Raw genomic sequence first — 15,384 nt, forward strand, 5'->3', positions numbered from 1 at the left:
CTCACGAAACAGCCCGCGCCTCGGTTTCCCCAGGCGCGGGCTGCGTCAGATCGGCCATGACGGCCGCTCCATCACTTCTTGTCGTCGCCCTTCACTTCGGTGAACTCGGCATCGACCACGTCGTCGGCCGCACCGGAAGCGCCGCCCTGCGGGCCGGCCTGCGGACCACCGGCACCGGCGCCCTGGGCCGCCGCGTTCAGCGCCTGCGCGGCCTGCTCCAGCTTCTCGATCTTCGCCTCGATCGCGGCCTTGTCGTCGCCGTCCTTCGCCTTCTCGAGCTCCGACAGCGCGCCTTCGATCGTGCTCAGCTGCTCGCCCGGCACCTTGCCGCCGTGCTCCTTCAGCGCGCTGCGCGTGGCATGCACCAGCTGGTCGGCCTTGTTGCGGGTGCTGACCAGTTCCTGGAACTTGCGGTCCTCTTCCTTGTTGGCCTCGGCGTCCGCGACCATGCCGGCGATCTCTTCCTCGGACAGGCCCGAGCCGGCCTTGATCTCGATCTTCTGTTCCTTGCCGGTCTTCTTGTCCTTGGCCGACACGTGCAGGATGCCGTTGGCGTCGATGTCGAAAGTCACTTCGATCTGCGGCATGCCGCGCGGCGCGGCATCGATGCCGGTGAGGTCGAACTTGCCCAGCGACTTGTTCGCGCTGGCGCGCTCGCGCTCACCCTGCAGCACGTGCACCGTCACCGCGGTCTGGTTGTCGTCGGCGGTGGAGAACACCTGCGAGGCCTTGGTCGGCACCGTGGTGTTCTTCTCGATCAGCTTGGTCATCACGCCGCCCATGGTCTCGATGCCCAGCGACAGCGGGGTCACGTCCAGCAGCAGCACGTCCTTGACCGAACCGCCCAGCACGCCGCCCTGGATCGCGGCGCCCACGGCCACGGCCTCATCGGGGTTGACGTCCTTGCGCGGCTCCTTGCCGAAGAAGTCCTTCACCGACTCCTGCACCTTGGGCATGCGGGTCTGGCCGCCGACCAGGATCACCTCGTCGATGTCCGAGACGCGCAGGCCCGCATCGTTCAGCGCGGTGCGGCAGGGTTCGATGGTGCGCTTGACCAGGTCTTCCACCAGCGCTTCGAGCTTGGCGCGGGTCAGCTTGATGTTGAGGTGCTTCGGGCCCGAGGCGTCGGCCGTGACGTACGGCAGGTTCACTTCGGTCTGGTGGCTGGAGGACAGCTCGATCTTGGCGCGCTCGGCGGCGTCCTTCAGGCGCTGCAGGGCCAGCGGATCCTTGCGCAGGTCCATGCCCTGGTCCTTCTTGAACTCTTCCACCAGGTAGTCGATGACGCGCAGGTCGAAATCTTCGCCGCCCAGGAAGGTGTCGCCGTTGGTGGCCAGCACCTCGAACTGCTTCTCGCCGTCGACGTCGGCGATCTCGATGATCGACACGTCGAAGGTGCCGCCGCCCAGGTCGTACACCGCGATCTTGCGGTCGCCGCCCTTCTTGTCCAGGCCATAGGCCAGGGCCGCCGCGGTCGGCTCGTTGATGATGCGCTTCACTTCCAGGCCGGCGATCTTGCCGGCGTCCTTGGTGGCCTGGCGCTGGCTGTCGTTGAAGTAGGCCGGCACGGTGATCACCGCTTCGGTGACCGGCTCGCCGAGATAGTCCTCGGCGGTCTTCTTCATCTTCATCAGCACCTTCGCCGAGATCTCCTGCGGCGCCATCTTCTTGCCATCGGCGGTGCTGACCCAGGCGTCGCCGTTGTCGTGCGCGACGATGCCGTACGGCACGATGTGCAGGTCTTTCTGCACCTCGGCGTCGGTGAACTTGCGGCCGATCAGGCGCTTCACCGCGTAGAAGGTGTTCTTCGGGTTGGTCACGCTCTGGCGCTTGGCGGGCGCGCCCACCAGCACTTCGCCGTCCTTGGTGAAAGCGACGATCGAAGGCGTGGTGCGATCGCCTTCCGAGTTCTCGATGACCTTGGCCGTGCTGCCGTCCATGATGGCGACGCAGGAGTTGGTCGTACCCAGGTCGATGCCGATGATCTTGCCCATGTCTGTATGCTCCGAATCTCGATGCGGCCCCGCGGCCGCGATGTCTGGTCAAATGGGGCCCGGCTCAGGCGATTCAACGCGCCGGCGGACCCTTCTCTGGTGTTTTGAAGCTGTCGGCGTGGCCGCGTTCAGGCGGCCAAACCCAGGTCAGTCCTTGGCGACCGCGACCAGCGCGGGACGCAGCAGGCGGTCGTTCAGCACGTAGCCCTTCTGCAGCACGCTGACCACCGTGTTCGGCGCCTTGCCCGGCGCTTCCACCATGCTCACCGCGTGATGGCGCTCCGGATCCAGCGGCTGGCCGACCGGGTCGACCTGCACGAGGCCGTTGTTCTCGGCGATCTTCAGCAGCGACTTGAGCGTGAGCGCGATGCCCTCGCGCACGCTGGCCACGTCGCCGCCTTCCACCGTCAGGCCCATTTCCAGGCCGTCGTACACCGGCAGCAGCTCGTTGAGCAGCTTTTCGTTGGCGAAGCGGCGGGCCTGCTCCACGTCGCGGTGCAGGCGGCGGCGCTGGTTCTCGATCTCGGCCTTCTCGCGCAGCACGGTGTCGCGCAGCTCCGTGTTGGCGGCTTCGAGTTCGGCGACCCGGGCCTTCAAGGCCTCGAGTTCGGCGTGGGCCTGCGCGTCCGGCGCGTTGGCCTCGGGCGCCCCGCTGGGCACCTGCTGGTCGTTGTTCTGCATGAAAGACTCCAAAACCCAAACATGGCCGGCACGGCGTGCCGACCTCCCTACATTGCGCGGGTAACCCCGCCTCCCGTGGCGGTTATAAGGCCGTGGCGGCGCGATTCAAGGCGTCGCTCAGCACGCCGGCCGTGGCCTGCACGACCGGGATCACCCGCTCGTAGGCCATGCGGGTGGGGCCGATCACCCCGACCGCCCCCAGCACGCGCCCCTGGGTGCCGTAGGTGGCGGTGACCACGCTGCAGCCGTCCAGTGCCGCGAAGCCCGATTCCTCGCCGATGAACAGCCGCACGCCCGGCGCCCGGGCGCACACTTCCATCAGCTGCAGCAGCTCGTTTTTCTTCTGGAACGCCTCGAACAGCTCGCGCAGGCGCTCCAGGTTGGCCAGTTCGGCGTAGCCCATGAGGTTGGTCTGGCCGCTGACCAGCACGTCGTCGCTCTCGCTCTGCGGCGCGAACGAGGCGGCGGCGAGCTCCACCGTGCTGGACATCATCCGGTTCAGTTCGCTGCTGGCCTCGCGCAGCTCGCGCAGCAGGTGGGCGCGGATGTCGTCCAGGCGCAGCCCGGCGAAATGCGCATTGAGGTAATTGGCGGCCTGTTCCAGCTCGCCCGGGTCCAGTGGCTTGGCCAGCTGGATCACGCGGTTCTGCACCTGGTTGTCCGAGAACACCAGGATCACCAGCACGCGCGCCTCCGGCAGGGCCACGAAGTCGATATGGCGCAGCGGGAAATCCACCTGCCGCGGCACCGTGACCACACCGGCGAAATGGGTCATGGCCGAGAGCAGGCTGGACACATTGCCCAGCAGGTCGCGCGTGGTGGTGGGGCCGGCCGGCAGCTCGCGCTGCAGGCGGGCCATTTCCTCGTGCGGCAGCGGCTGCAGCTCGATCAGGCTGTCCACGAACAGGCGCAGGCCGCGCGGCGTCGGCACGCGGCCGGCCGAGGTGTGCGGCGAGGCGACCAGGCCGGCGTCTTCCAGGTCGGCCATGATGTTGCGGATGGTGGCGGGGCTGACGTCCAGCCCGGAGGAGCGCGACAGGGTGCGCGATCCCACCGGCTCGCCGTCGGCCAGGTACTGCGCGATCAGCGTGCGCAGCAGCCGCCGGGCGCGGATATCCAGGTCGTGGGCGAGAGGTCGTGACATGCGCGCTGTGGCAATCCGTGAGACGGCTAAGAAATAAGGTTTGGTCCGCTAGTTTGCAAGAAAACCGGACAGGCGGGGGCTGGTACCGGGGGCGTTCAGGCCCGCTCCTCCCCGCCGGGGTCTGCCTTTACAATCCTCCGACTCACCGACGCGATACCCCATGCTTACCTCGCTCTACGTCCGCCATTTCGCAGTAGTAGAAGAAGCCGAGATCGCCTTCGGCCCTGGCCTTACCGTGGTCAGCGGCGAGACCGGCGCCGGCAAGTCCCTGCAGGTCGACGCTCTGCTGCTGCTGGCCGGCGGCCGCGCCGACAGCGGCATGGTCCGCGCCGGCAGCGACCGCGCGGAACTGGCCGCCGAATTCGACCTGGCCGCCCTGCCCGAGGCGCGCGAATGGCTGCGCAGCGAGGAACTGGACGAAGAGGACGGCAGCTGCCGCCTGCGCCGGGTGATCCGCGCCGAGGGCAGCTCGCGCGCCTGGATCAACGGCCGCCCGGCCAGCGCCAGCCAGCTCGGCGAGCTGGCCACCCTGCTGGTGGAAATCCACGGCCAGCACGAGCACCAGGCCCTGCTCTCCCGCGCCCACCAGATGGCCCTGCTGGACGCCTACGCTGGCCACGACGAACTGCTGGCCCAGGCCCGCGACAGCGCCGTGCAGTGGCGCGAGGCCGGCGCGCGCATCCGCAAGCTCAGCGGCGGCGAAGACCGCGAGCAGCGCCTGGAACTGCTGCGCCACGAGGCGGCGGAACTGGAGCAATGGGTGCTGGCCCCGGCCGAACTGGCGGAGCTGGAAGCCAGCCACAAGCGCCTGGCCAATGCCGGCCGGCTGGCCGAAGGCGCCTCCGGCGTGGCCGAGCTGATCGACGGCGACAGCGAGCTGGCGCTCAGCCGCGCCCTGGCCCGCGCCCACGCCGACCTGGACAAGCTGGCTGCCCTGGACGACCGCCTCGCCCCGCTGCTGCAGCTGCTGGACGACGCCGCCATCCAGCTGGGCGAAGCCGCCGACGGCCTCAATCGCTACGCCCAGGACGTGGACCTGGACCCGGAGCGCTACACCGAGGTCGACACCCACCTCACCCGCCTGCACGAGCTCTCGCGCAAGCACCGCACGCCGGTGTCCGACCTGCACGAGAAAACCGCCGCCCTGCGCGCGGAACTCACCGAACTGGAAGGCGCCGGCGAAGCGCTGGAACAACTCGCCGCCCAGCGCGACCAACTGCGCCGCGACTACGACGCCGCCGCCACCAGGCTGAGCAAGGCCCGCGCCGCGGCCGCCGCCAAACTGGGCAAGGAAGTCGGCGCGCTGATGTCGGAACTGGGCATGGCCGGCGGCCAGCTGATGATCGAGCTGGAACCGGCCGGCAGCGACGAACCGGACCCGCAGGGCCGCGAACGCTGCGAGCTGCTGGTCAGCGCCAACCCCGGCCAGCCGCCGCGCCCGCTGCGCAAGGTGGCCTCCGGCGGCGAACTGGCACGCATCAGCCTGGCCATCGAAGTGGCCACGCTGGGCAAGGACACGGTCGGCACCATGGTGTTCGACGAAGTGGACACCGGCATCGGCGGCGCCGTGGCCGAAGTGGTCGGCCAGAAGCTGCGCGCCCTGGGCGGCCAGCGGCAGGTGCTGTGCGTCACCCATCTGCCGCAGGTGGCGGCGCAGGGTCATGCGCACCTGCGCGTGAGCAAGCACAGCGACGGCAGTTCGACGCAGACGCGGATCGAGAAGCTGGATGCGAACGGACGTCGCGACGAGCTGGCGCGGATGCTGGGCGGGGTGGAGATCACCAAGGAGACGCGGGCGCACGCCAAGCAGATGCTGGATCGGGCGCAGACGGCTTAAGGCTGCCATTCCGGCGGTTCTTTTTGCTCGTCATTCCGGCGCAGGCCGGAATCCAGTGACGTCACCGTTGGATGGTCGCGGCAAGCGCCAAAGGCCTTGCCTTTCAACGCCCACGCCTTGATGCAGCGCCCCGCTACTGGATGATTCGCTTCGCTCACCCCTTCGGGGCCGCCCTGCGGGCGTTCTTCGCGCTACGCGCTCGTCCGGCCTACGCCGGAATGACGGGAAAGGTTGCGGCCAGCTTTGAACGCTGAAGCCTCAGCCCTTCCCCTCGCGCCGCGGCAACAACCCCCGCTCGCTCGCCATCCGGTAAAGATCCAGTTCCGACCCCGCCCCCAGCTTCCCCATCAGGCTGGCGCGGTGGATGTAGACGGTCTTCTGCCCGATCCCCAGCTCACCTGCCACCTGCTTCGGCGCGCGGCCTTCCGCCAGCAGCAGAAACACCTCGCGCTCGCGGCTGGTGAGGCGGTTGATCGGATCCAGCGCCTCGCTCGGCCGTTCGGCGCGGCGCTGGCGCAGGTCCGAACTCAGGAAACACTCGCCCTGCATCACCGCGCGCAGGCCGGCCACCAGCTCTTCTGGCGCCACGCCCTTGGTGACGTAGCCGCTGGCGCCGCGGCGCAGCGCTTCGGAAACATAGGGCTCGCCGTCGTGCATGCTCAGCACCACGATGCGGGTCTGGTCGGCCACGCTGCGCAGGTGCTCGATCAGCGGCAGGCCGCTGCCGTCGGGCAGGGAGAGGTCCAGGGCGACCAGGTCGGGGCGGCGCTGGCTCACGGCTTCCACCGCGTCGTCGGCGCTGCGGCACTCGGCCACCACCTCGAGGTCCGGCTCCAATTCGATCAGCCGCTTGAAGCCTTCGCGGACTATGGCGTGGTCATCGACCAGGACAATGCTGTACATGGGTCCGCACTGTATAGCAGCCCCCCGCCCTTTGCCCACGGGCCCACCTCAGCCCCCACGCTGGAATCCTTCTCCCTCCGGCGACCCGAAGGTAGTCCCCGTGGGAGAGAAGGTGGCGGCAGCCGGATGAGGGTCCGGGCGAAGCGGTGCATATCACTCTGCATCGACCACCCCTGATCTCTCTCAGCAGCCGCATGTACCATCGCCGCCATGCTTTCGAGACCCCTGTTCCTGCCCTGGGCCGGCATCTTCGCCTGCGTCGGCTATTTCCTGCTGTGGCTGCTGCTGTGGCCGACCGAGCAGCCCTACTGGATGCTGCCCTACGGCCTGCGCTTCGGCGCCCTGCTGCTGTCGCCCACGCGGATGTGGCCGTGGCTGCTGTTCGCCGAATTCGGCGCCACCACCCTGCTGGCGCTGACCCAGGGCATGCCGCTGGGCTGGCAGGGGCTGATCCTGGGCGAGCTGCCGGAACCGGTCGTGGTGACGCTGTGCCTGTGGCTGATGCGCCGCGCGCAGCTGCACGTGAGCATGCGCGACCCGGAAGACGTCTCGCGCCTGCTGCTGTCCGCGGCGTTCACCGTGGCGGCGACCACGGTGGTGGATGCGGCGATCCTCACCGCCGTGCACGCCGTGCCTTCCTCGCAGCTGCTGATGCGCGCGCTGGGCCAGGACCTGCTGGGCAATTACGTCGGCACCCTGCTGGTGGTGCCGCTGCTGATCATGCTGTTCCGCGCGCATCTGGAGCATCGCGCGCTGGCCAACCTCACCATGGACGGCCTGCTGGTGATGCTGCCGGCGCTGGCGATTTTGCTGCTGCTTTCTTCGCACCCCGCGCCGCAACCGCAGTTCGCGCGCATTCTGTCGCTGGCGCCGGTGCTGTTCTTCGCGTTCCGCCACGGCTGGCGCGGCGCCAGCCTGGCCATGCTCATTTCCAGCCTGGGCATGACGGTGGTCGACCATTTCGCCGGCCGCCCCGCGCCGGAAGCCCCCGCGCAGCTGTTCCTCGCCGTCGCCGGCACCGGCGCGCTGATGCTGGGCGCGGCCACCGACGCGCTACGCCGCAGCAGCGAGCGCGTGGCCGAGCAGAACGTGTACCTGGCCGCGGTGAATCGCCGCCTGGACCAGCTCGCCCGCCAGCTGCGCGACGCCGCGCGCGGCAACCTGCAGGCCGAGGAAAACCAGCGCCGCCACATGGCCGCCGAACTGCACGACGAACTCGGCCAGAACCTCACCGCGATCTCCACCCACCTGAAGCTGGCGCAGGCGCGCCTGGCGCAGGCGGGCATGGACGATATCGGCCTGTCGATCAATGGCATCCTGGGCCATATGCGCCGCGCGCTGCATCGCCTGCTGGACGACCTGCGCCCCGCCGTGCTCGACGAATTCGGCCTGCTGCGCGCGCTGGACGAAGGCCCCATCCGCGATCTGCTCGCCACCGCCGGCGTCATCTACCGCACCGACCTGCACGGCGACCCGCGCCTGCTGGACGAAGACACGCGCACCGCCATCTACCGTCTGGTGCAGGAGAGCGCGACGAATGCGGTGAAGCATGCGCAGGCGTCCACTTTCCAGCTGCGTTTGCGCATCGGCGAGCGCCAGGGTGGCGCGCTGGCGCTGTTGGATATCCGCGACGACGGCGTGGGCCTGCCCACCCGCATGCCGCGCGGCGGCCGCGGCCTGCAGGGCATGCGCGACCGCGTGACCTCGCTGGGCGGCGTGTTCCGCCTGCGCCCGGAATCGCAGGGCGTGCACCTGCGCATACTGCTGCGCAGCAGCAATGCGAACGGCTTCACACAGCGTTTGTAAACCGTTCCAGAAAGTTCCCACTTCTAGGAAATTTTCCAATACCGGGCTCGTGAACAGCTCGTTAGCATCCTTCCCATCGATGTGGGGGAGCCACCATCGCAAGATGGTGAGCCATGCCAACCGTGGGGACGGTGGGCATGAAGAACGGCAGGAAGCCGTTCCTCCGCTACCGGAGGGCATAGCCTGACAAACTGGCGAGCAATTCGCCCCGTCAGGAAGCCGATCGGTAGCGGATCAGCCGCCGGGTGGACAGGAGTCCTCCCGCGGCTTTTTTTATGGGCGTGTGTTTTTCCGCCGCCTCCAGGAATGAGTCCCTTCTGCCCTCCGGGGAGAAGGTGGCGGCAGCCGGATGAGGGGCCGCTCTAGCGCCAGTCTTTCTACGAAGCGAGGAAAAGCCCTGAGGCTTTCTTCGGCCCTCAGCACCCCGCTCCGCCCGCCCCCTCACCCCAGCCCTCTCCCCAGCGGGGAGAGGGGGCAAAAAAAAAGCCGGTGGCTGGGCCACCGGCTTTTTTTCATCCCACCGAACCTCAACGCCCCCGCGGCTTCGGCCTCACATACAGCACCAGACTGTGATCCTCGATCACATACCCATGCCGCGCCGCGATTTCATGCTGGAGGCGTTCGATCTCCTCGCTGACGAACTCGATCACTTTTCCGCTGTCCACGTCGATCATGTGATCGTGATGCTTGCCGCGATCCAGTTCGTAGACGGCCTGGCCGCCTTCGAAATTGTGCTTCACCACGATGCCGGCGGCCTCGAACTGGGTCAGCACCCGGTACACGGTGGCCAGGCCGATGTCTTCCTGGTGGGCGAGCAGCTTCTTGTAGATGTCCTCGGCGGTGAGGTGGTGAGCCTCCTCCTCCTCAAGAATCTGCAGGATGCGCATGCGGGGGTGGGTCACTTTCAGCCCGGCTTTGCGCAGTTCCTTGGTTTCCTGTTCCATCGCTCGACCTCCAGGCACACGGTGCCATCAACTCGATAGTGTATCATCCGCCACCTTCACGATCCGGACGCAACACGCATGCACAAGCTGATCCGCACGCTGGGTTTCGCCTTGCTGGGCCTGTCCCTGGCCAGCTGCCGACTCGTCTATACCCCCGACGTGCAGCAGGGCAACCTGCTCGACAAGAAGAACGTGGATCAGCTCAAGCCCGGCATGACCAAGCGCCAGGTGCTGGTGCTGATGGGTTCGCCCTCGGTGGCCACCCCGTTCGACCAGAACCGTTGGGACTACGTGTCCACCCAGCAGCACCGCGGCGGCCCGATCAAGGTGCGCACGCTGAGCCTGAGCTTCAATAACGACAGCCTGGTGCGCACCGAAGGCGATTTCTTCGCCGAGGACGCCAAGAAGCTGGTCGAGGAGCAGAAGAAGTTCCGCGCCGGCTACCCGGTGGACGAGACCTCGGGCGACAAGACCAAGACGCCGGAAGAGCAGAAGAAGGACGGCAACACCTTCCCGACCGGCAACAACGGCGGCAACTAAGCCTTACGGGTTCTGGGCGCGCCGCCGGCGCGCCTCTTTCGGATCGAGGCTGAGCGGCCGGTAGATTTCCACCCGGTCGCCGTCTTCCAGCACCTGGTCCGGCGCTGCCTTGCGGGAAAACACGCCCAGCCGCGCCGGGTCGATCTGCAGCCCCGGCACCTGCGCCATCAAGCCGGACGCCTCGATCGCCTGCATCACCGTGGCGCCGGCCGGCAGCTGCACCGGCAACACCCACTGGCGGCCCGCTTCGGCATAGGCCACTTCCACCGCGATGCGCTCAGCCATAGGCGCGCTCCGCCTCGCGGACGAAATCCTCCACCATGCGGCTGGCCAGCGCCTGGAAACCCATCTTCAGCGCGGCACCGGCCAATCCGCCGGCATAGTCGAAATCGAGGGCGAAGTTGATCTTGCAGCCGGCATCACCCAGGGCCAGAAAGTCCCACACGCCGTCCAGGCTGCGGAACGGCCCTTCCACCAGGCTCATGTGCAGCCGGTGCGGACGCTCGGTGGTATTGCGGGTGGTGAAACTCTGGCGCAGGCCGGCGAACTTGAGATCCAGCCGCGCCACCAGCATGTTCTCCCCGCGTTCCAGCACGTCGGCGCCGGCACACCAGGGGAAACGCTTTGGGTATGCTTCGACATCGTTGACCAGGTCGAACATCTGCGCCGGGGAATACTTCACCAGCGCGCTGCGGCGGATCTCGATCACATCAGCCTCTTCTTCGAATCACTCGGTGCGGCCCCCGGCCGCATCGCCAGCGGGGTCGTCGGCCCCGAAGTTTAGCGGACATGGCCAAGGCTAAGGACAAAGACAACAAAGGCAGCGGCACCATTGCGCTCAACAAGCGCGCCCGCCACGAGTACCACATCGACCAGCGCTACGAGGCGGGCATTGCCCTGCAGGGCTGGGAGCTGAAGGCGCTGCGCGCCGGCCGCATCAATTTCGGCGACAGCTACGCCATCGTGCTGAGGGGCGAGATCTTCCTGGTGGGCACCTCGATCCCGCCGCTGATCAGCGCCTCCACCCACGTGGTGGCCGAGGACCGCCGCACGCGCAAGCTGCTGCTGCACCGCGAGGAGATCGACCAGCTCGTCGGCGCGGTGGAACGCAAGGGCTACACCCTGGTGCCCATGGCCATGTACTGGAAGGGCAACAAGGTGAAGGTCGAAGTGGGCGTGGCCCGCGGCAAGCAGGCGCACGACAAGCGCGAGACCGAGAAGGAACGCGACTGGCAGCGCGAGAAGCAGCGCACCATGCGCGCCCACAACCGCGCCTGAGGCCCGGCCCTAAAGCGGCGTGACCCTAAAGCTGCGGCCTCAGGCGAGGCCCAGCTTCATCGCATCGTTCGACGATTTGAACCCGTGGCGCTCGTACAGCGCCCTGGCCCGCGCATTGGCATGCAAGGTCAGCGCATCCACGCCCTGCTCCCGCGCCGCCGAGCCCACCGCCGCCAGCAGCGCCGTACCGATGCCGCCCTGCCGCTGCGCCGGCTTCACGTAGACGTTGAGCAGGTACCAGCCCTGCCCCGTCGGATAATTCGCCGAAGGCATGTGCGGATAAGGATTGACCGCCGCACTGCCCACCACCCGCCCCTCGTGCTCCGCCAGCCAGGCATGCAGCCGGCCGGCCTGCAGCGCGGCTTCGATCCAGTCGCGCAGATGGTCGGAGAAGCCATCCGGCAGCCGCTGGCCCATTTCCTCGAGGAAGGCGCAGCGCAGCTCCGTCAGCTTGCCCGCATCGCTCTGTACCGCCAGCCGAACCCTGGTCATGCGCTTTCCCCTGTCGTCTGCGTGGGCCAACGATAGCGGCAGAGTGCGGTGCATCCGCAAGCTTGAAGTGAGCCCGTACGGCTCCATATACTGTCGCGTTCCAGCAATCTTTTCCCCGGGGGTGTCCTGGCTTCGACGGGGGTAGTGAGATAGCTTGGTGCATGCCGAGGGGGCGACTTTCCTCGTAAATCCAGTTGCAAACTTATAGTTGCCAACGACGACAACTACGCTCTGGCCGCTTAAGGCCTAGCCCCGAACCCACTTGTGCTCGTGCTCGTGGATGTAGGGTCACTATCACGAGATCGCCCAAAGCTGCCGCCTGTCGGTAAGGGTTAAATCAAGCAGGCTGGTCCTTCGATGCGCTTCGCACACTGTGCTGTCGCGGGATGAGATCCAACGGTGAGCTAAGCATGTAGTACCGGGCGTCAAACGCCTTCGGACGCGGGTTCGACTCCCGCCACCTCCACCAATGAAGCAAGAAAAGCCCGACGAGAGATCGTCGGGCTTTTTTTTGCTGGATGTGGGAATTGAAAAACTATATCGCACCTGTTCTCCGTAGATGAACTTCAAGCCTTCCCTACCAGCTTCGATATCGATAGTTCGATCACACGATTTGATCAATCTCGTGCCGCAACTTGATATTAAGTGATACAGGACCATTTGCGTGCTCACGCAAGACCAGCCCTCTTTCAACAAGCGTCTCCAAAGCGCCATCAAAAGACGCAACGCCCTTGCAAAAATGATTCCGCAGGGTGTCTTGAGTTACTGTCTTCTTTCCCCAGAAGTGCTTCGTATAGAGCTTCAGGAGTATCTGACGACCGCTGACACCAACATTTCCACTCAACGTAAACCCTTCAATTGACTCATCAAGACTTTCCAGTATCTTGCTATAATCCTCTATCCCAAAATAATGGCCATGGGTTTTCCTAACTGTCGCCACACGAGAAGAGCCAATCAAAACCACTTCAAAATTACTTTCAGCAGGGAAATTGTGCTCATACCTTACATATGCCTCAATAGCCTCATCCGGACTCCTGCCCACAATATCCCATGAGACGAACTCCCCGCTATTCCAATCAAATACAATAATCCAATTGTTGATCGGATTTGGATTTCTCCTCTCCGTCTCGACAAGTGTCTTAATAACATCCTCATTAACAAATCCATCAATCACCGCCACGCGCCCGGCATCCCTAATTATGCCCTCTGCCTCTACTTTTAACCTGTCGATCTCTATCCGGGATCTAGCCGACGGCGCCCGCCCAGATTCAATTTCATAAAAAGCATCTGAGAGGCGTTGAAAATAAGAAATTACAACGGCGTCCCCTTCCCCCTCTTTGAGATGACTCCCATAGATAACTGAAGTGCGCTCGATGCTCTCTGCCCAATAATGCTGAACCCGGCTGCGCAACTGAAGCTCTAATTTTCGACCCGCGCGCTCTAAAAGCACATGCGCCGAGCGATACCCAGTTATATCCCTTCCGCGCCCCCGGTAATCAGTTTTACGAAATATATTTATATCCTTATTATTACCAACCTTCCTTTCAAGAAAGCTCAAAATTTCATCAACATGAGCATTTTTTTCTACAATAATACGGCAGCCGCCAATGTCCTGAAGCTGAGTAAGCCTAACGCTCAGTCGATTCAACTTTCTAATTATTTGCGGCTTTCTCTTAAGCCGTTGAGCGATGTAGTAATCAGCGCCATACTCATTAAGCCACGACTGAAGCTCCAAAGTCGTATTGGATAGGGGCTCCAAATGAGCTTTTCGGTACTGATCAAAGACATCCTCCAACTCCACCATTTCATCAGCATCGCGAAACTGGTCTTTAGCAAGCGCCATACCAGCTCGATCAATTTTACTTTTAGTAAGAGCCAAGATTGCCCCCAAATATTGCGACACAAACCCAAATGGAAGATTTCTAAGGTGACACCGATCTTATAAATAACGACCGGTGATCTGGGTCAGGTTCACTTCCTGCCTGCTCAAAACTGAACCTGACTCCGTTCTTACAAGCGATTGACCGCTGCTTCGGCGGAGAGTCCGCACCGCTGCAGCCCGCACCTCTGCGATGACCACATGTTGGCCCAACTGGACGGCGCCGCAGACTAGCGTGCAAACGCTACCGCAATGGCTACAACCCATCCGAGCCTACTCCTGATCGGCTCGAATTGATCCGCTACAGAGTCACGCACAAGATCTACCAGCAGGGCGTGACGAAGATTCCAAGGAGGTCGTCGCGTTAACCAAGGCGCTCGACGCGTTGCGATGCTAGCTCTGTAAACCTTCATCAAGTGCCGCTTTGACGCGCTCTGCCTCAGGAAAACCTATTTGGATGTAGAGATCGATCCACCATCGAAGTGCAACAGCGTAGACATCGAAGTCTGGAATGCGCACTTCATCGATCTTTAACCAGACTTGCGACGTGCCGGCCTCATCATCGCGCTCTACTTCCACCGACAGATTTTTCATCTCACCCCTGCTCACGGTGACGTGCTTACCTGCAGTCGCAAGTTGCCGACATACCGCAACCTCCTTGCTCGCATGCCGCACTGCGTAGGCGTATTCAGCGAACGATTCGCCCTTAGCACCAACGGCCGCAGTCAATGCGGGGCGCTTGTCTGCCGGGCAACGCTTCCACGTCCAGTCCGTAAGATGCCATGCGGTAGAAGCAGCGTTGTGCGACATAAACATCCGCACTATTGGCTCGACATCTGCTGCCGTGTGAATTACCGAGCATTCCCAGAGCAACTTGGCCAACGGACCAACCGGATCGTTTCCCAGCAAAGTCTTGCTGAAATCAATTCCTTCATCGGCGCCATCAGCCATAATTGCCCCTATCCTGCTCTTCATCCAAAAAATTGGTCTACAGACCCGTTAACCTCATGCAACCAGATGCATCGGCCCCACTGTATCGGGAATATCTAAGGTGTCAGAGAAGAACATTACTTCCGCACCCTTGTAGCGATCCTGAGCGCTGTAGCTAAGTCCATAAACAATGCTTCGGAACTGGCTGTACATGCCATGGATTTCATCTGCATTGTCGTAAGACACAATCCAGTTCTTGCTCTTAAATCGCGCAATTCGCTTTGCGATTTTGACGTGGTCGTTATGCTGATAGTGATGCAAGTACAGGTCGCTGCCCTTCACGTAGTACGGAGGATCAAGATAAATAAGGCTCTTGGCGGGCAACGCTGGCGTGATTGTATTGAGAAATCGAACAGCATCCATCTGGTGAAATTCGATGCGTGACCGCATACGAGCGATGGCGTGAATTCGAAGTATCAGGTCATCCTTGTTGAACCTGGCATCGAGTTTCCATTTACCTGCCTGCGCCTTGCCACCAATAACACCCGCACCGAGGATACCCGACCGATTTGTTCGATTGAGAAAGAAGGTGGAGAAGCCAAGATCAAGGTCATCATGCTCTTCCGGTTGACCCTGAATTTCCTTCTGGCGATACCACTCCTTCATAGTGACCCGGGTCTTCCGAATACGGGAACAGAGCGCGTCGGTGTCATCCAGTACAGAGCGCCAGAAAGAGGCAACGCCATCACTGATGTCATTGATGATGACCTTTCTGGCGTACTCCTGTAGCACCAGCTCCATGGCCACCGCAGCCCCACCGGCATATGGCTCGGCATAGACGCCATCTACGAGGTTGTTCTCTTCCATCAGGGCTTTCACATAGGGCACAAGTTTGCCCTTGCCCCCTGGATAACGCAGTGGCGTATAGAAAGATGGTCGTGGCTCACTCTTCATTT

The 15,384-nt window shown here is 63.7% G+C and carries 15 protein-coding genes and 1 other RNA gene; 5 read left to right on the forward strand and 11 right to left on the reverse strand.

Annotated features, from left to right (window positions below; all coding sequences use genetic code 11):
• Nucleotides 1-71: 71 nt before the first annotated feature.
• The 3 genes from dnaK to hrcA form a co-directional block, all read right to left on the reverse strand.
• On the reverse strand, nt 72-2,036 hold the full coding sequence (gene dnaK / locus FHW84_RS19735; protein WP_343203630.1) for a molecular chaperone DnaK: 1,965 nt from the start codon (nt 2,034-2,036) through the stop codon (nt 72-74).
• A gap of 105 nt (nt 2,037-2,141) precedes the next feature.
• Nucleotides 2,142-2,675 (reverse strand): nucleotide exchange factor GrpE, encoded by a 534-nt coding sequence (gene grpE, locus FHW84_RS19740; protein ID WP_167257698.1) that lies wholly within the window; start codon nt 2,673-2,675, stop codon nt 2,142-2,144.
• An 82-nt stretch (nt 2,676-2,757) separates the two neighbouring features.
• Nucleotides 2,758-3,819 carry a heat-inducible transcriptional repressor HrcA gene (gene hrcA / locus FHW84_RS19745; protein WP_167257699.1) on the reverse strand — a complete coding sequence of 354 codons (1,062 nt, stop codon included), beginning with the start codon at nt 3,817-3,819 and terminating at the stop codon, nt 2,758-2,760.
• A gap of 160 nt (nt 3,820-3,979) precedes the next feature.
• On the opposite strand from hrcA, the gene recN reads away from it, so the two are divergent.
• Nucleotides 3,980-5,656, forward strand: coding sequence for a DNA repair protein RecN (gene recN, locus FHW84_RS19750; protein WP_167257700.1), 1,677 nt, complete (start codon nt 3,980-3,982; stop codon nt 5,654-5,656).
• Between the two features lie 258 nt (nt 5,657-5,914).
• Here recN and FHW84_RS19755 read toward each other — a convergent pair whose 3' ends face one another.
• Entirely contained in the window at nt 5,915-6,559 is a 645-nt protein-coding gene (locus tag FHW84_RS19755; RefSeq protein WP_026634366.1) for a response regulator transcription factor, read from the reverse strand.
• Between the two features lie 210 nt (nt 6,560-6,769).
• Here FHW84_RS19755 and FHW84_RS19760 point away from each other — a divergent pair, with 210 nt between their 5' ends.
• Nucleotides 6,770-8,365 (forward strand): MASE1 domain-containing protein, encoded by a 1,596-nt coding sequence (locus FHW84_RS19760; protein WP_167257701.1) that lies wholly within the window; start codon nt 6,770-6,772, stop codon nt 8,363-8,365.
• A gap of 527 nt (nt 8,366-8,892) precedes the next feature.
• Here the strand turns inward: FHW84_RS19760 and fur are convergent.
• Entirely contained in the window at nt 8,893-9,309 is a 417-nt protein-coding gene (fur, locus tag FHW84_RS19765) for a ferric iron uptake transcriptional regulator (protein WP_167257702.1), read from the reverse strand.
• A gap of 78 nt (nt 9,310-9,387) precedes the next feature.
• Here fur and bamE point away from each other — a divergent pair, with 78 nt between their 5' ends.
• Nucleotides 9,388-9,849 carry an outer membrane protein assembly factor BamE gene (gene bamE, locus FHW84_RS19770; protein ID WP_167257703.1) on the forward strand — a complete coding sequence of 154 codons (462 nt, stop codon included), beginning with the start codon at nt 9,388-9,390 and terminating at the stop codon, nt 9,847-9,849.
• Between the two features lie 3 nt (nt 9,850-9,852).
• On the opposite strand, the gene FHW84_RS19775 is transcribed toward bamE, so the two are convergent.
• Nucleotides 9,853-10,134, reverse strand: a complete 282-nt coding sequence (locus FHW84_RS19775; RefSeq protein WP_167257704.1) for an RnfH family protein — start codon at nt 10,132-10,134, stop codon at nt 9,853-9,855.
• Nucleotides 10,127-10,558, reverse strand: coding sequence for a type II toxin-antitoxin system RatA family toxin (locus tag FHW84_RS19780; protein WP_167257705.1), 432 nt, complete (start codon nt 10,556-10,558; stop codon nt 10,127-10,129). Before FHW84_RS19780 ends, FHW84_RS19775 begins: the two co-directional genes overlap by 8 nt.
• Nucleotides 10,559-10,638: 80 nt before the next feature.
• On the opposite strand from FHW84_RS19780, the gene smpB reads away from it, so the two are divergent.
• Nucleotides 10,639-11,127 carry an SsrA-binding protein SmpB gene (smpB, locus tag FHW84_RS19785; RefSeq protein WP_167257706.1) on the forward strand — a complete coding sequence of 163 codons (489 nt, stop codon included), beginning with the start codon at nt 10,639-10,641 and terminating at the stop codon, nt 11,125-11,127.
• Nucleotides 11,128-11,166: 39 nt separating this feature from the next.
• On the opposite strand, the gene FHW84_RS19790 is transcribed toward smpB, so the two are convergent.
• Nucleotides 11,167-11,619 carry a GNAT family N-acetyltransferase gene (locus tag FHW84_RS19790; protein WP_167257707.1) on the reverse strand — a complete coding sequence of 151 codons (453 nt, stop codon included), beginning with the start codon at nt 11,617-11,619 and terminating at the stop codon, nt 11,167-11,169.
• 117 nt (nt 11,620-11,736) lie between these two features.
• On the opposite strand from FHW84_RS19790, the gene ssrA reads away from it, so the two are divergent.
• Nucleotides 11,737-12,088: a transfer-messenger RNA gene (ssrA, locus tag FHW84_RS19795) on the forward strand.
• Nucleotides 12,089-12,223: 135 nt separating this feature from the next.
• Here the strand turns inward: ssrA and FHW84_RS19800 are convergent.
• The 3 genes from FHW84_RS19800 to FHW84_RS19810 all read right to left on the reverse strand — a co-directional run bounded on the left by FHW84_RS19800 (nt 12,224) and on the right by FHW84_RS19810 (nt 15,382).
• Nucleotides 12,224-13,498, reverse strand: a complete 1,275-nt coding sequence (locus FHW84_RS19800) for a RelA/SpoT domain-containing protein (RefSeq protein ID WP_208399882.1) — start codon at nt 13,496-13,498, stop codon at nt 12,224-12,226.
• Between the two features lie 393 nt (nt 13,499-13,891).
• Entirely contained in the window at nt 13,892-14,449 is a 558-nt protein-coding gene (locus tag FHW84_RS19805) for a hypothetical protein (protein WP_167257708.1), read from the reverse strand.
• Between the two features lie 54 nt (nt 14,450-14,503).
• A complete protein-coding gene (locus FHW84_RS19810) occupies nt 14,504-15,382 on the reverse strand; it encodes a DNA adenine methylase (protein WP_167257709.1) in 879 nt (292 codons plus the stop codon).
• Between the last annotated feature and the right edge of the window lie 2 nt (nt 15,383-15,384).

The sequence above is a fragment of the Dyella sp. SG562 genome (assembly GCF_011759495.1).
Lineage (GTDB): Bacteria > Pseudomonadota > Gammaproteobacteria > Xanthomonadales > Rhodanobacteraceae > Dyella_D > Dyella_D marensis.

Bases quoted from the DNA above. Each gene is read 5' to 3' on its own strand.
- hrcA (WP_167257699.1), bottom strand. From the start codon at position 3,819: ATGTCACGACCTCTCGCCCACGACCTGGATATCCGCGCCCGGCGGCTG.
- FHW84_RS19805 (WP_167257708.1), bottom strand. From the start codon at position 14,449: ATGGCTGATGGCGCCGATGAAGGAATTGATTTCAGCAAGACTTTGCTG.
- grpE (WP_167257698.1), bottom strand. From the start codon at position 2,675: ATGCAGAACAACGACCAGCAGGTGCCCAGCGGGGCGCCCGAGGCCAAC.
- FHW84_RS19760 (WP_167257701.1), top strand. From the start codon at position 6,770: ATGCTTTCGAGACCCCTGTTCCTGCCCTGGGCCGGCATCTTCGCCTGC.
- FHW84_RS19810 (WP_167257709.1), bottom strand. From the start codon at position 15,382: ATGAAGAGTGAGCCACGACCATCTTTCTATACGCCACTGCGTTATCCA.
- FHW84_RS19790 (WP_167257707.1), bottom strand. From the start codon at position 11,619: ATGACCAGGGTTCGGCTGGCGGTACAGAGCGATGCGGGCAAGCTGACG.
- smpB (WP_167257706.1), top strand. From the start codon at position 10,639: ATGGCCAAGGCTAAGGACAAAGACAACAAAGGCAGCGGCACCATTGCG.
- fur (WP_167257702.1), bottom strand. From the start codon at position 9,309: ATGGAACAGGAAACCAAGGAACTGCGCAAAGCCGGGCTGAAAGTGACC.
- recN (WP_167257700.1), top strand. From the start codon at position 3,980: ATGCTTACCTCGCTCTACGTCCGCCATTTCGCAGTAGTAGAAGAAGCC.
- FHW84_RS19775 (WP_167257704.1), bottom strand. From the start codon at position 10,134: ATGGCTGAGCGCATCGCGGTGGAAGTGGCCTATGCCGAAGCGGGCCGC.
- bamE (WP_167257703.1), top strand. From the start codon at position 9,388: ATGCACAAGCTGATCCGCACGCTGGGTTTCGCCTTGCTGGGCCTGTCC.
- FHW84_RS19755 (WP_026634366.1), bottom strand. From the start codon at position 6,559: ATGTACAGCATTGTCCTGGTCGATGACCACGCCATAGTCCGCGAAGGC.